The sequence below is a fragment of the Halobacteria archaeon AArc-dxtr1 genome (genome assembly GCA_025517425.1).
In the GTDB taxonomy this organism is placed as follows: domain Archaea; phylum Halobacteriota; class Halobacteria; order Halobacteriales; family Natrialbaceae; genus Halostagnicola.
In genome coordinates, this window is sequence record JAOPJY010000001.1 from 606,217 (window position 1) to 620,251 (window position 14,035).

13 protein-coding genes and 1 other RNA gene are annotated in these 14,035 nt (G+C 62.7%); 8 read left to right on the forward strand and 6 right to left on the reverse strand.

Features of this window, described 5'->3' with window-relative positions; genetic code table 11:
• Positions 1-775, reverse strand: a 775-nt coding sequence (locus OB905_03130) for a hypothetical protein (GenBank protein MCU4924979.1), incomplete at its 3' end; no start/stop codon positions are given.
• A 663-nt stretch (positions 776-1,438) separates the two neighbouring features.
• Between OB905_03130 and OB905_03135 the strand changes: the two genes are divergently transcribed.
• From OB905_03135 to OB905_03155, 5 genes are all read left to right on the forward strand, one after another.
• Positions 1,439-2,263, forward strand: coding sequence for a prephenate dehydrogenase (locus tag OB905_03135; protein ID MCU4924980.1), 825 nt, complete (start codon positions 1,439-1,441; stop codon positions 2,261-2,263).
• Positions 2,260-3,783 (forward strand): class I SAM-dependent methyltransferase, encoded by a 1,524-nt coding sequence (locus OB905_03140; protein ID MCU4924981.1) that lies wholly within the window; start codon positions 2,260-2,262, stop codon positions 3,781-3,783. Before OB905_03135 ends, OB905_03140 begins: the two co-directional genes overlap by 4 nt.
• A gap of 124 nt (positions 3,784-3,907) precedes the next feature.
• Positions 3,908-4,180, forward strand: coding sequence for a ribonuclease P (locus OB905_03145; GenBank protein MCU4924982.1), 273 nt, complete (start codon positions 3,908-3,910; stop codon positions 4,178-4,180).
• Positions 4,181-4,323: 143 nt separating this feature from the next.
• Positions 4,324-4,572, forward strand: a complete 249-nt coding sequence (locus OB905_03150; GenBank protein ID MCU4924983.1) for a YhbY family RNA-binding protein — start codon at positions 4,324-4,326, stop codon at positions 4,570-4,572.
• The gene (locus OB905_03155; protein MCU4924984.1) at positions 4,569-5,480 is read left to right on the forward strand and encodes a mechanosensitive ion channel family protein; all 912 of its coding nucleotides are present in this window, start codon (positions 4,569-4,571) and stop codon (positions 5,478-5,480) included. The genes OB905_03150 and OB905_03155 overlap by 4 nt, the downstream gene beginning before the upstream one ends.
• A gap of 99 nt (positions 5,481-5,579) precedes the next feature.
• On the opposite strand, the gene OB905_03160 is transcribed toward OB905_03155, so the two are convergent.
• Both OB905_03160 and ffs read right to left on the reverse strand, forming a co-directional pair.
• Positions 5,580-7,109, reverse strand: a complete 1,530-nt coding sequence (locus OB905_03160) for a tryptophan 7-halogenase (GenBank protein ID MCU4924985.1) — start codon at positions 7,107-7,109, stop codon at positions 5,580-5,582.
• Between the two features lie 161 nt (positions 7,110-7,270).
• An RNA gene (gene ffs / locus OB905_03165) (signal recognition particle sRNA) lies at positions 7,271-7,582 on the reverse strand.
• A gap of 121 nt (positions 7,583-7,703) precedes the next feature.
• Here ffs and OB905_03170 point away from each other — a divergent pair.
• Both OB905_03170 and OB905_03175 read left to right on the forward strand, forming a co-directional pair.
• Entirely contained in the window at positions 7,704-8,198 is a 495-nt protein-coding gene (locus OB905_03170; GenBank protein MCU4924986.1) for a ferritin-like domain-containing protein, read from the forward strand.
• Between the two features lie 43 nt (positions 8,199-8,241).
• Entirely contained in the window at positions 8,242-8,670 is a 429-nt protein-coding gene (locus OB905_03175) for a metal-dependent transcriptional regulator (protein ID MCU4924987.1), read from the forward strand.
• Between the two features lies 1 nt (position 8,671).
• Here OB905_03175 and OB905_03180 read toward each other — a convergent pair whose 3' ends face one another.
• The 3 genes from OB905_03180 to OB905_03190 all read right to left on the reverse strand — a co-directional run bounded on the left by OB905_03180 (position 8,672) and on the right by OB905_03190 (position 13,108).
• The gene (locus OB905_03180; protein MCU4924988.1) at positions 8,672-10,753 is read right to left on the reverse strand and encodes a phospholipase D-like domain-containing protein; all 2,082 of its coding nucleotides are present in this window, start codon (positions 10,751-10,753) and stop codon (positions 8,672-8,674) included.
• A gap of 72 nt (positions 10,754-10,825) precedes the next feature.
• Positions 10,826-12,265 (reverse strand): HEAT repeat domain-containing protein, encoded by a 1,440-nt coding sequence (locus tag OB905_03185; GenBank protein ID MCU4924989.1) that lies wholly within the window; start codon positions 12,263-12,265, stop codon positions 10,826-10,828.
• A gap of 93 nt (positions 12,266-12,358) precedes the next feature.
• Positions 12,359-13,108, reverse strand: a complete 750-nt coding sequence (locus OB905_03190) for a protein sorting system archaetidylserine synthase (protein MCU4924990.1) — start codon at positions 13,106-13,108, stop codon at positions 12,359-12,361.
• A 195-nt stretch (positions 13,109-13,303) separates the two neighbouring features.
• On the opposite strand from OB905_03190, the gene OB905_03195 reads away from it, so the two are divergent.
• Positions 13,304-14,020 carry a nitrous oxide reductase accessory protein NosL gene (locus OB905_03195; GenBank protein MCU4924991.1) on the forward strand — a complete coding sequence of 239 codons (717 nt, stop codon included), beginning with the start codon at positions 13,304-13,306 and terminating at the stop codon, positions 14,018-14,020.
• The last annotated feature ends 15 nt before the right edge of the window (positions 14,021-14,035 follow it).

Here is a 14,035-nt window from a genome sequence, read left to right on the forward strand (position 1 = left end):
CCTGGCTGGCTTCTTGGTTGTTGTCGTTGGCCTCGCTGGATGCGTCGCCACCGTCGCCGCCGTCACCGCCGAAGATGATGCCGTCGGCGCCATCCGCACCGTCCTTGCCGTCGTTGGTGCTTTCGACGCTCTGGTCGGTCTCCTGGCTCGTTTCCTGCTCGCTGTCGACGACATGCACGTTGAAGGCGCCGTCAGCCTCCTGACTTTGACTACTCTCGTGATCGCTGCTCTGATCACTCGTCTGCGTGTTACCGTCGCCGCCGGAGACGGACTGCTCCTGGCTGCTCTCGTGGGTCGAGCTCTGGTCGCCGAACAGGAAGTTCAGCAGGCCGTTCGCCTGCTGCTCGCGGTCCAGGTCGGTTTCCTGTGAGCTCTCGGCGCTCTGGTAGTTGTCGTCACCGTCCTCGATAGTCTGGGTCTGGGTACTGTCCTGGACCGCGTCCTGATCACTGAACAGGACGTTCCACAGGCCGCTCGCCTGATGATCGCTGTCCAAATATGCCTCCTGTGTGATACTAGCATTTTGCGTGTTGTCCGCACCGGCAGTGACGCCTTGCTGTTGATCAGCGGAGTGGACAATACTCGACTCACCGAACAGGAAGTTCAGCAGGCCGGTACCATCGGTCCGCTCTGTTTCAGCCGTTCGTTCAAGCCCCTGGTTCTGTTCGTTCTGTTCGTTGGCCGAGACAGTCATCGCGGCCCCGCCAACGATCATCCCCGTCATGACGAAGAGGGCCACAAATCCGATTACGGTTCGCTGTAGTTTACGTCTCATATTTTATTACCTCGTTGTGGCAACGCACCGACAGCCGGAGGCGTGATCACTCGTGAAACGAACGTTGGTACCGGTAGCTCGTGACACACCCCGTAGCCCGGGACATACTCAGTGGCTTCCTCGGACCCAGACGGCTGTGACGCGTTGTCCGCTGGCTACCTATCACAGTCGACTATATGAATCGGGGCTATGATTTCGCGATGAATACGCCCATTAGAACCCTCTCTAAACGAATCTCGACTAGTTGTCTTACCTGTCAGAATAGTCATATACCTTCCCAAGACTGTTGTTGCGGTGTGAGATGGTGATTTCCGCTCGATAATTCGCTGTATTTATCTCACTCTCCATAGTGTGTAATTATAAGCGTGGGCTGATTTGCGTCATCGCCGTCCCCGGCTATCGCGGTATTTCGGTTTTGAAACGGTAACTGGGCGTGTCACGTTCTATATCCGTACTGTTCACGAATCGCCGCCCCCGGCTATCGCGGTATTTCGGTTTTGAAACGGTAACTCGGCGTGTCACGTTCTATATCCGTACTGTTCGCGAACTCGTGTTACAACAGCGGAGACCCCGTCCCCGGCTGAGTGGGTTGCGAACTAACCCTGCCAACGCTCCGTCAGGCGATCGAACCGTTTTTGCGACGCCGGCGGGTAGGAGCGGGCGATGGACGTACTGATCGTCGGCGCGGGCGCGATGGGGACCTGGTTCGGCGACGCGGTCGAGGCCACGGTGGCCTACGCCGACGTCGACCCGGACGCGGCCATAGCCGCAGCCGAGGCCACCGACGGTCACGCGGTCGCACTCACCGAAGACGACGATCGACGCTACGACGCGGTCTGTCTCGCGGTTCCGATGGGAGCCGTCGCGGACGCGATCGAGGCCTACGCCCACCGCGCCGAGGGTGCGGTGCTCGACGTGTCTGGCGTGATGGAACCCGCGCTGGAGGCGATGGCGACGCACGCTCCCGACCAGGAACGCGTGAGTCTCCACCCGTTGTTCGCCCCCGAGCGCGCCCCCGGTTCGATCCCGTTCGTCCGCGGACAGGCCGGCCCCGTTTCCGATGCCGTGCTCGCAGATCTCGCGGCGGCTGGCAACGACCTGTTCGAGACGACGGCGGCCGAGCACGACGAGGCGATGGAGACCGTACAGGCGGCCACCCACGCGGCGGTGCTCGCCTTCGCGCTCGCTGCCGAGCCGGTTCCAGAGGTGTTTGAAACCCCAGTGTCGGCACAACTCGAGGCGCTAGTGCGGACGATGACCGGCGGCACGCCCCGCGTCTACGCGGATATTCAACGCACCTTCGACGGCGCCGAGGACGTTGCCGACGCCGCAGCGCGGATCGCCGAGGCCGACGCCGAGGAGTTTGCAACGCTGTACGAGGACGCGAGCCGACGCTGGCACGGCGACGCCGCTGTTCCGGAGTCGGGAGTCGAAAACGCGGCGGAATCTGGGGCGACTTCCAGCGACGACGGGGGTGTCTCGAAGTGACTGACCACCGGCGGGCCGTCCGGGAGAACGCCCAGTACCTGCGCAACGTGCGCCCTATCGATCCCGAGGAGATCTGCGAGTACGTCGAGGGGTCACCCCACCCGGCCGTCGTCAGGCAGTTGCTCCGCGAGGAGGCGCCCGATCTCGACCTGCGAGAGCGCGAGGACGGCACCTTCGTCCCGGTCGGCGAGGATCCGGTACGGCCGCGAACCGACCCAGTCGAGCGGTTTCCGGACCGCTACGTGACACAACTCGACGACTGGCTCGTCGATCGGTACGGCCCCGACTGGGAGCGGGGAGCCTCCGGAGACTTGCTCCGGTCGACGATTCGAGGATTCAAGGCCCAATACCTCGAGGGATCGTCTGTCGAGTACGACGCCGACGCAGCCGCCGGATACGCGATCTACCACCTGCCCGGCTACTACGCGGCGGTACAGTACGCACTGGACGACCTAGCCGACCGCGCCCTCCTCGGGCGTTCGCTGCGCGTTCTCGATATCGGAGCGGGCGTCGGCGGGCCCGCGCTCGGATTGGCCGACTACCTTCCAGAGGATTCCCTGCTGGAGTACCACGCAGTCGAACCCAGCGCCGCAGCGGACGTACTCGAGGCGATGCTCACAGAAACCGATCGAAACGTCCACGCGACGGTCCACCGATCCACAGTCGAGGCGTTCGACCCCGCCGATATCGACGACGACCGAGCGGTAGCCGAGGCCGACACCGACGCGGACGGATCGACAGCCGACGACGGCTTCGACCTCGTGCTCGCCTGTAACGTCCTGAGCGAACTCGACGACCCCGAGGCGGTGCTCCGGTCCGCACTTGACTGGCTCGCCCCGGACGGCACGCTCCTGGCGATGGCGCCCGCCGACAGAGAGACGAGCATCCAGCTGCGACGACTCGAACGGGCCGTCGAGGGCGACTCGGTGGCTGGAACCGATCAGGTCACCGTCTACGGTCCCGCCGTTCGATTCTGGCCCGGCAAAACGCCCTCCGATCGGGGCTGGTCGTTCGACGTGCGACCCGATCTGGAGGTGCCGGCCTTCCAGCGCCGACTCGACGACGCTGCCGGGGGCGACGCGGACCACTCGCCCGGCGAGTTCGTCAACGTCGACGTTCAGTTTTCGTACTCGATCCTGCGCCGGGACAACACGCGGCGGATCGATCTGCAGCCAGATCCGGACTCGTGGGCGACGATGGCGGAGATGGATCGCCACGTCACGAACCGGATCGACCTCGTCGCCGCCAAGTTCAGCCGGTCGCTTTCGAGGCGGGAAGACGACGCCGGCGGCCGGCGACACGGTGGGGACCCCAATCCGCTGTTCAAGATCACCGACGGCAGCGAGGCGGTCGATCACTACGCCGTGCTCACCGACGAAACCGCGCTGAACCGCCCCCTGCTCGAGGCCGACTACGGCGACGTCCTCTCGTTCGAGGGGGCGCTTGTCCTCTGGAACGACGACGAGGAGGCGTACAACGTAGTCGTCGACGAGGAGACGATCGTCGATCGGCTGGTGTGAGTCTCGCAACGGACAGCTGCCCATCGGGGCGCCGAGAGGCCTCGGGGGCCTGTCTGAATGGAGACGCTCTCCATGCAGAAACGCAACACCAATGGGTGACGAACGAAAGTAGCCGAACGAGACGATGACCGTCGCCACAGAGCGGATCGAGCGCCTCGAGGAACTGGCCAGCGTGGCGACGGCCGATGGCGAAGAGGAACGTGCCCGCGAGTACGTCAGACTCGCCCGTCGGGTCGCCGAGCGAAATCGGCTGCGACTCCCACGGACGTTCCGCCGTCGAACGTGCGACCGCTGTGATCGGTACCTACTTCCCGGAACGAACGCCCGTGTTCGTCTACAGAACGGCCACGTGGTCATCACCTGCGAATGCGGCTCGCAAGCTCGATACCCCTACTGAGACACGCACTACAATCAGCCCCGAGCATCGATGGTCCCTGTTTGGCGCCGCCGGCTGGCCGTGTATAAAAGACACGCAGCGAAGAACCGGAACTGACGGCTCGTATCGCGAAGATTCAAAACGGTGCCCTCGTTAGTGCCACCATGGACGAACAAGAACGCAAGCGTCGTGCACACGATCTCGACGTGACCGTCTGGGTCGGCAAAGGTGGTCCCGAAGCCGTCGTCGATGAACTCGATGACCAGTTGGCAGACCGGGATCTCGTGAAAGTCAAGTTTCTCCGAGCCGGCCGAGCCGGCGGCTCGGTCGAAGAACACGCTACGGACCTCGCAGAACAGGTCAGCGCTGAACTGTTCGAGACGCGTGGTCACACCGCAGTACTGTACCGATGACGGGTCTGTCCGTCGCCGGACTCCTGTTGCAAGGCCCCATCGAAACGACACTACAGGATCTGGGGTGGGTCGACGAGGCGATCGCGGCGAGTCTGGCCGGCTTCATTCGGTTCGTGCTCGGGTTCCTCATCGTCTACACGGTCGGTCGGCTCGTCGTGATCCCGCTTCTTGGGCGCGGAATGGACCGTCGATCGCTCGACAAACACGCCCGAAAGCCACTCGTTCTGATCGCCCGCTTTGGCGTCGCGTTCGTCGCCATCGCCGTCGCGTTCGGATTCGCCGGCTACGGAAACTTCTTAGTCTCGATGGCCGGCATCGCCGCCGCCGGCGCGCTCGCGGTCGGACTCGCCCTCCAGAACGTCATCGCGAACTTCGTCGCCGGCGTCTTCATCTACACCGATGAACCGTTCCGCATCGGCGACTGGATCGAGTGGGACGGCCACTCTGGCGTCGTCGAGGACATCAGCCTCCGGGTGACGCGCGTTCGGACGTTCGACAACGAGTTGCTGACGGTTCCAAACGCCGAACTCACCGGTGGGGTGATCAAAAATCCGGTCGACGGCGACCGGCTCCGCCTGAAGTTCGACTTCGGTATCGGCTACGACGACGACATCGAGTCTGCCTCGGAGATCATCGTCCGCGAGGCAGAGAGACATCCGGAGATCATGGACGATCCCGCCCCCTCGGTTCGCCTGACCGAACTCGGCGACTCCGACGTCGGCCTCCAGTCGCGCTTCTGGATCGAACAGCCCTCGCGCGCTGACTTCGTGCGGATCAAAGGCGAGTACGTCCAGACTGTCAAAGAACGGTTCGACGAGGAAGGAATCGACATCCCCTACCCAGTCCGAACCGTCGAGGGTGGACTCGACATCGCCGGCCAACAACAGATCGTCGAGTCGACACCGTAGATTCCCGTACTCCTCTCGGCTCACGTGAGCGTGACGGACACCGTTCGAACGGTGTGAGGTTGTGTTACGTGGACTGAGAGTCTCAACCCCCGAGCCTTGTTACCGGTCGGGAACGCTGATAATATCGGAGTACAACTCTTCGTACGAATAGAACGTTTCAACCTCGTCCGAGAGGCGTGCCTCGTACTCTTCTACCCGTTCGACCACCTCCGGCTCGTAATCGACATCGATCTCGTCGTAGAAGTTGGATCGAACTCCGAGACCGTGGAGAACCCGATAGTGGATCAAATGCGGGAACCGACCCGCAGCGTTGGGCCGCAAAAGCGTATTATCCGCTCTATCGATAAGTGAAAAGCCGTACGTTTGGTAATTTTCGTACTCTGGGATACTGCTCAGATCGTACGCATCGTCACTGGAGACGGAATCCCAGAACTCGGTTCCGCCAGGCGCACACCGGTAGTGTATCTGGACGAACGTGTTAATATTCTCCCAGACGGTCTGTACGTGCGTATTGTACATCTCGCGCGTACCGTCGTAGTTTAGATGCGAACTCCCTTCGATGATGTCTGCCAAATCCAGTGCCAGTAACGCGTTCGACGTGAGCGCCGTCGATTGAATCGGTTCGACGAAACCGAGGGCGTTTCCGACCGCGATACAGTTCCCAGTCCACGCGTTCGGATGGTAGCCGGCTGTAAACTCGTAGTGATCGACCGACCGGCTCAACTCGGCGTCCCCGATGTGTTCGAGAAGTTCCTCAGTTGCCGCCTCCTCGGAGAGATAGTCGGAGGCGTAGACGTATCCGATATCGCGGTAGTCGACGGTGTCGATCTGCCAGAACCATCCCGCAGTACCCGTTGTGATTACGGTTGCCGGGACGATCTCGGAGAGGTCGATATCCGTTCCGGCGACGACTGCCGAGTCAAGCGGGAGGTCGAACTGCGTGAACGACGACGGCAGTTCCCCGATCAGCGTCCGTCTAAATCCGGTGGCATCGAGATAGAGGTCCGCCTCGTAGGTCGCCGTCTCACTCGAGACCTGCTGTATCTGTCCCGCAGAGACCGAGACGGAGTCGATGAGATCGTCGACCAGCGTGATTCCTCGCTCCTCACAGAGAGTTCGAAGAAACCCGTTGAAGCGATCGACATCCAGGTGGTACGCGAAGTGCCAATATTTGTCCAATCCTCTGTCCTCACTCTCGGATGGTTTAAACGGCGTCTTTCGCTGAGAAACCATCTCCGTGTTGACCGTCTCGAACCGGTCCTGGGCGTATCGATAGTGCATCTCCTCGAACTGTTCGGCTGTGTCCGAGGCGAGCGGGTAGTTTCCACTGTCGAACTCGATGTGGAACGGCTCGCAGTCCCGCCACGATTTAAAGTATACCGACGATTTCCAGACGGGAGCGACCATACTGACGAACCGAGCTTCGTCGATCGATAAGTCGTCGTGGAGCACCGAAACCAGTGTGTCGAACGTACTTTTCCCGATGTTCGGAACCGGCGTCGAAAAGTCGTCGATTACACGAATCTCGAGCCCGGTCGTTTTTGCTTCGAGCGCGAGAGCGGTGAGCAAGCCAACATCCCCTCCCCCAACGATCGTTACGTCCCGTATAGGTTGCGTGGAGACACCCATTATCTGCTGTGTGAAGCACACCTGTATAACGTTTTTTCAGGTGTGTTGTCGAGAACGGTTGTTCAGATGACCTACCTCCACCCACTGTCTCCAACGGCGGGATATCGGTCGGCCGACTACGCTCTGTACTGGCGCTCGTCGAAAGGAATGATGAAATATGAATGTGGACGCCCGCGGTTGCCCGGCGTTCCGGCCGGGGGAGTCCCGATTGCCTCCTCCACCCCGCGACCCGTCGAGCGACAGGTGTCCGGCGGTCCACTGCTCGCTTCCGCGCCTGATGGGCTGTCGCCGGCTAACCGCGATGGGGCGTCCCTGCGGACGGCCACCGCGGACCGCTGTCCCCGACGGACGAGGCTTCTGCGTTGGCTCTCGGGGCCCCGGCCGGTCTGACCGGACGCCCACGGGATTCGGCCCCCGCTGAAGACCATACTGCGGGTGTCGAGCAGGGCCTAACTGCCCGACCTAGTCCAATTCAGTATAGACGAGTCACGGTTAAGGGCCTTTCGTCTCTGACCGGTATTCCAGAGAATACACGCAGGAGCGTTCGCGAACGGGAAGCATGAAGTTAAGTACGACGACCGCACAACTCAGGCCATGAGCCTGGGACAGCGCGTCTCGACCGACCACCAACTCATTCGACTGCTCCAGATCGGAGTCGTCTTGGAGGAGGTCGTCGAGTCACGTGCCGCCCACCACCTCGAGTCGCTGCCGCCCGAAGAGCGGGCGGACGTCGACGAAGAGGTACGGGAACTGCTTGCTGACGCTGCCAACGAATCGGCCGATCACCGGGAGCGTCTCGAAGATCTGATCGACGAGTTCGAGGCCGAGACGGTCGGCTACGAGGAGATCAACGCCCTCGTCGATGCACGATACGGTCCGCCGGAGGACACCGACGGCGTGCTCTACGATCAGCTCTGCAACGAGGAGACAGCCTACAAGTTCTACGACGACCTCATCGCCGCAATCGAGTCCTCGGATGTCGAGTTCGCCGTCGACCGAGAGCGACTCATAGCGACGCTCGTATCGATCCGGGAGGAAGAACGCGACGGCGTCGAGGAAGTGACCGAGCTGATGGAGCGACGAGCATGATCGACGCACACTGGAACCCGGACCGACGAGAGGAGGGGCAGCGATGAACACGGCAGACCAGTACCTGAAGGCGATCTATCTCGCCCAGCGGATGGAAGACGGACCAGCATCGACTGGTACACTCGCTGACATCCTCGGCGTGAGCCCTGCAAGTGTAAACGAGATGATTGGGAAGCTCGAGGAGCGCGAACTCGTCGAGCACGAAAAGTACAAGGGAGCGACCCTGACCGACGAAGGCCTGGGGCGCGCTCACGAGGCGCTCCAGACGTACTGCATCATCGAGCGGTTTCTCGCGAACGTTCTCGAGGTCGAAGAGTTTCGCGAGGAAGCCCGCGTCTTAGAGAGCGTCATCGACGAGACAGTCGCCGAACGCCTGGATACGATCATCGACCGACCCGAACAGTGTCCCGATTGCTTCGATCCCGAGGCCGACTGCTGTCGACTCCTCGAGGTTAGCGGACAGGCAGACTAGGTTATTCTTCTGTCTCGTTCGTCGCCTCCGAGCTGGATGTTGAATCGAGCCAGTTCGTCTCAGCGGTCTCAGCGGTCCGTTCGTCCGTCTCCACGGTCGGTAGCGTTCGTACAGCCGCTTCCGGCACCGTTTCCGTCTGAATGGATGTATCGCTCGCGTTGGCCGTCTCTATCCGAGCGTCGGCATCGGTCGGCTGGATTGGATCCAATTCGTCGGCACCCTCTCGGCTGGTGTCACACCTGTGCTCGTGGCTCGCTTCTGTCACCGGCTCGTCGCCAAACTGGAGGTAGCGGTGTCCGACGAGCGCTGCACCAGCCAGCGTGACCGCGACGCCTAATCCGAGTTCGATTGGGAGCGAGCGGCTCGCTTCCGACCAGTCGCCGTCGAACACCGCCGTATAGTACGCTGCGGCTTCTTGACCATGGAGCACCAGGAGTACCTCACGGTTGTTTTCGAAGGCGTTCTCGTTCCAGTTGGCACTGCCGACGACCGCCGTTTCGCCGTCGATGACCACGCTCTTCGCGTGAATCTTTTCGAATCGGTCATCGGGCTCGACGAGTCGGACCTCGATCGGAATCTCTTCTGTGGATGCGACTTCCTCGAGTTCGTCAGCGACCGCCTGATTTTCGTCCTCGACGTACCACTCCGAGTCCAGCAGTATTCGGACGTCGACGCCACGTCGAGCGGCATCGACGACTTTCTCGATTAGCGAGAGGTCGGTTCCGCCGAGGCTCGCCTGTTTGAGGAGGATCTCGTCTTCGGCGTCGGCGAGCAGTTCTCGGAGCCGACCCTCAGCATTGTCGGGTGCAACTAACAGTTCGGCCGAGTCGATCGGAACGGTCTCGGGGCCGTACTCGCTCGGAAACGAGGTCTCTGAGGAGCCGTCATCCTCGACGAACGTGGCCTGCTCGCGATACTCCGTGACGGAGTCGGTGTCCCAACCCGCGAAATCCGCGGCGAATACCGTCTCGAGCGCGCTCGCCAGGTCGCCATCTTCCAAAGCCACGCCCCAGCCGCGACTCGCTTCGCCGCCGATTCCGGCGGGTTTCCAGTTCTCGGAGGTGACGACGACCGTGTCGTCTGCGACGGCGTACTTCGGATGGTGAAATCGGTACCGTGCGCCCTCGCCGCCGAGGGCTCGAACCTCGACGCCAGCAGCAGCGAGTTCCTCCAGAATCGATGCCGTTTCCGCTGGCGTTCCACCGACCGGCTGGGAGTCGAGCAAGACGCGTACTTCGACACCCCGCTGGGCGGCGTTTTGGAGAGCGCTTGCGACGGACTCGTCGGTGAACGTGTAGCCCCCGAGTAGAATTCGCTCGTCTGCCGCGTCGATCGCTTCGAGCGCGGGATCCGGCGAGTCGGGAAGCACGAACGTCGTCGCTTCGTCTGCTGTCCCGGTAACGGGCGGCAGACAGGTTGCATCCCGTGGCCACCAGCTTCCGTTGACAGGTGTGACTGTCTCCCCGGGCTCGGATTCCGACTCGGACTGTCCGTTCGTCCGGTACCAGCGGTCTGCGGTCGGCGCGTGCTCGTAGGTGACCGCATCGAGTGTGTGGTTCCCGTCCGACAGGGTCAGGGTGTCGCCGTCGGCTGCGAGACGGAGATGCCCCGTTAGTTCGACGACCGGATCGTCGGTGAGGTCGGCGGTGATCTCCGGGTCCATGGTCAGCGCCACTCGTCCCTCGACGGTCTCATTGGGAAACGACGCGGTCGTATGGCCATCGGTGAGCGTCCAGTTTCCGACTGCCGTCTCGTTCGGGACGTCGAGGACGGCGTACTCCCCGACGTTGCCGTCGGTCGTCGGGTTCGGATACAGTTCGACGATCGCGGGGCCAGCAGGGCGCTCGGTGGGTGGCTGGCGGTTGTGGTCGGTATCGCTGGAGAGAGACGCGTCGGCTGGACACGCCGTCCCCTCGCGGGCGGACTCGTCGGACGGTGGGACGGTCTGGCTCTGTGGAGTCGGTGGTTCGTCGGGTCGCTCGTGGCCTGCGTCCGTCGCGCCCGGACCGACAACGATGCCGAGGAATACAGAGAGAAGGAGAACGGCGCCTAAAAGCGTCCGTCCGGCTGGCCAGAGACGCATTGCCCGATCTGGCCTCGTGATCGGACATAAACTCTCGGCGACGAGAATCGGCTGTCGGGGTCGGTACCGACGTCAGGCTGTCGGTTCGAGAGTGGCCTTTTTCGCTTCGGCCTGGACCAGTGCGGCTCGGTCGTCGGCGTGGTCGGCGACGGCTTCGAGGGCTTCGCGGGTACCGATCTGATTCAGTGCCCAGGCGGCACTCGCTCGGACGGTATCCTCCTCGTCGTCGTCGAGGACGTCTGCCAGGGGAGCGATCGCGCGTGTATCGCCGATTAACCCGAGTGCACGGGCCGCCGAACTTCTGACGATGGGCTCGTCGGAGACGAGTTGGTTTGCGATCGGCTGGACCGCATCAGTCGCGCCGACCTCTCCCAGCGCGCGCATCGCGGGCCGCTGGAGCGTCGGGTTCGAGTCGACGTAGTCGAGCAGGGCGTCGACGATCTCCTCGTCGGCTCGGCCGATCTTCCCGAGGATGCTCATCGCCTTGGTATCGCGGCGGTTGGCCCGCTGAAGCATCGGCTCGATCGCCTCCTCGGGCCCCATTCGCTCTAAGGCGTCGAGGCAGTGTTCTTCCATGAAGTCGGAGTCGAGGGAGTCGAGGGCGAGCAACACCATTTCGACGTTGCCGCGCTTCTCGTGGACCTTGAGTGCGTGCCACTCCGGCGGAAAGTCCTTGACGTGGTCGAGGACGTCGTAGTACTCCTCACGACGGAGCTGTTCACGAACCTGGAGGTCGTCCCAGGCCGTCGCGTCGTCGACCGCCGTCTGCAACGCGTCGGTCGTCTCGAGCAGCGCCGCGATCTCCGAATCGTCCTCGTCGGGGTCGAGTTCGGCCGCCTCGATTTCGGACTCGGCCGTCTCGAGTGTTGTGAGTAGGCGGTCGAGAAGCTCTGTGTCGTCAGTGACCGAAAGCGACGTGCCGAGAACCTCGTTGATATCGGCGAGGGCGACCTCCACGCCCTCGCGTAGCTCCGTCCGTCCCTCCTCGGTCCAGCGGGTGCTCTCGACATCGTCTTTTGCTCCGTTCAAGTCGTCGATTACGTCCTCGGCGTAGGGTCCACGCTGGTCCTCGACGCCAGACTCGATCTCGTCGACGGTCTCCTCAGCTGCCTCGATCGTCTCGTCGACGTCGTCGAGGGTCGCCTCGAGCGAGTCGCGCTCTTCTTCCAGTTCCTCGAGGGCGGCCGTCGGAATCGCGTCGTCATCCGATTCAGCCTCGGCGGTCTCATCTGACTCGTCGTCGGGCTCGGGCAGTTCGATCTCGTCGAACGAATCTCTGAGCGAGTCAAAATCGTCGCGAACGACGTCGACGTCCGCGGCGGCTGGCTCGAGGCGCTCCTCGACGCCGTCGAGATCAGCTTCTGTCTCGGCGGCGTCGAGGGCGTCTGCCGCCGGTTCGAGTGACGCTGCGAGAGGGGCGGCGTCCTCCCGGACGCCGTCGAGATCGGTCCGGATCTCGTCGAACCGTACCCGAATCTCGGCAACGTCGGGCACGGACTCGTCGTCGCTCACGGTCCCACCCGGCGGAGCGTCGCCGTCTTCCTGACGAGTTGCATACGTACTCGTCGTGTCAGGATCGCCCTAAGCGTTTCCATGCCCGTTGACCTACGCCTCGGCGGGCTCCTCGCCGTCCTCGGATCCACCCCCGACGATTATGCTGCCGGGGACGTCCTCGCGCCAGTAGAGCCACGGACTGAACACCAGGTACGCGATGCCGAGCGTCAGGAGCGCGTACGGGAAGGTGCGACCGGCCGCGTAGGGGATCAGGATCGCGAGCGCGTGGACGATCCCCATGATGGCCGCGTCGCGGACGAGCAGGTCGGGGTACCGGACCGGCGAGACCATCAGGTAACAGAAGGCGCCGGTGATCGCGAGTACGAGCCACGGTTCGGCAATCCCGGCCAGAATCGCCGCGCCAAGAATGGTGCCGGCGAGCGTCGTCTGGACACCCTGGGTGTAGTTTTCGGCCGTGTCGTAAGCCGTGTACAGCCCCAGGCGCGCGACCGCCATCGCGACGAACAGTCCACAGATACCGGCTACCAGCAACAACGCGGGAGTGACAGCGTCGAACCCGATCGCGAGGCCGTCGGTGACGACCACGAATGCGAGAACGGCGGGTGCGATGGCGAACGAGACGACGTCGGCAAGCGAGTCGAGGTAGGGGCCGGAGGGCGTTCCACCGTACCGCCTGGCGAGGATCCCGTCGACGCCGTCTGCGATGGCGGCGAGCAACACAAGTCGAGCAGCGAGACTGACGTCGACGAACGCGACGACGACGGCGACGAATCCCAGGACGGCGTTAGCAATCGTCACCGCGTCGGCGACCCCGAACCGGCCGACGAACCGCGGGAGCATTACTCCCGGTTTCTGCCGGCCGACACCTTACGTGTTTTCGTTTGCCCGCCGACAACAACCCGAACGTTCGTCGGGAAGAGAAACTGGAGGACCTAGACAAGAGACCACATCGACCGCGAGCCACCGTCACGTTCCCATCGTCGGTTTCGTCGATCGTACCAGATTGCCCTTATTCCTCCGGGCGCAAGGTCGAGTATGGAACGCCGACCTCTCGAACACGAAACCGACCAGTTGACGACTCGCCGAACAGTCCTCGCGGGGACAGCCGTGGCCGGCCTCGGTGTGGTGGCCGGCTGTATCGGCGGTGAGTCGGAAGCAGACGTCCCTTCCCCGATCACGATCGAATCGGGCCAACCCTGTGATAACTGTACGATGGAGATCGTCAACTACCCTGGACCAGTCGGACAGTCCTTCTACGACGATCCCGCTGCGGTTCTGTCGGGTGGAGGGGAAAACGGTGGTCACATGGACGATGAGATGGACGACGGAAATGGTGGCCACGACGGAATGGAGGACGAAGACAGCGATGGAGAAATGGACGATACAGGGGGTGACGACGAGGAAGACCGTCCAGCCCAGTTTTGCAGTTCGGTCTGTACGTACACATTCCTGTTCGACAACGAGGACGACCAGGAACCAGACGTCGTCTACCTAACGGACTACTCGACGGTCGAGTACACGGTCAGTGACGATGGTGACACCCCTGAGATCAGCAGCCACGTCCAGGCGGACGACTTCGAGCGCGCAAGCGAACTCACGCTGGTCGTCGATAGCGAGGTCGAGGGGGCGATGGGACGATCGATGATCGGATTCTCGGACCCGGATGACGCCGACGAGTTCCAGAGCGAACACGGTGGCGATCGCTACGAGCACGACGACGTCACTCGCGATCTCGTCATGTCGCTTATGTAATCGATCCGTTCGGAC

Bases quoted from the DNA above. Each gene is read 5' to 3' on its own strand.
- OB905_03175 (MCU4924987.1), top strand. From the start codon at position 8,242: ATGAACACGGCAGACCAGTACCTGAAGGCGATCTATCTCGCCCAGCGG.
- OB905_03195 (MCU4924991.1), top strand. From the start codon at position 13,304: ATGGAACGCCGACCTCTCGAACACGAAACCGACCAGTTGACGACTCGC.
- OB905_03170 (MCU4924986.1), top strand. From the start codon at position 7,704: ATGAGCCTGGGACAGCGCGTCTCGACCGACCACCAACTCATTCGACTG.
- OB905_03155 (MCU4924984.1), top strand. From the start codon at position 4,569: ATGACGGGTCTGTCCGTCGCCGGACTCCTGTTGCAAGGCCCCATCGAA.
- OB905_03190 (MCU4924990.1), bottom strand. From the start codon at position 13,108: ATGCTCCCGCGGTTCGTCGGCCGGTTCGGGGTCGCCGACGCGGTGACG.
- OB905_03160 (MCU4924985.1), bottom strand. From the start codon at position 7,109: ATGGGTGTCTCCACGCAACCTATACGGGACGTAACGATCGTTGGGGGA.
- OB905_03135 (MCU4924980.1), top strand. From the start codon at position 1,439: ATGGACGTACTGATCGTCGGCGCGGGCGCGATGGGGACCTGGTTCGGC.
- OB905_03150 (MCU4924983.1), top strand. From the start codon at position 4,324: ATGGACGAACAAGAACGCAAGCGTCGTGCACACGATCTCGACGTGACC.
- OB905_03180 (MCU4924988.1), bottom strand. From the start codon at position 10,753: ATGCGTCTCTGGCCAGCCGGACGGACGCTTTTAGGCGCCGTTCTCCTT.
- OB905_03145 (MCU4924982.1), top strand. From the start codon at position 3,908: ATGACCGTCGCCACAGAGCGGATCGAGCGCCTCGAGGAACTGGCCAGC.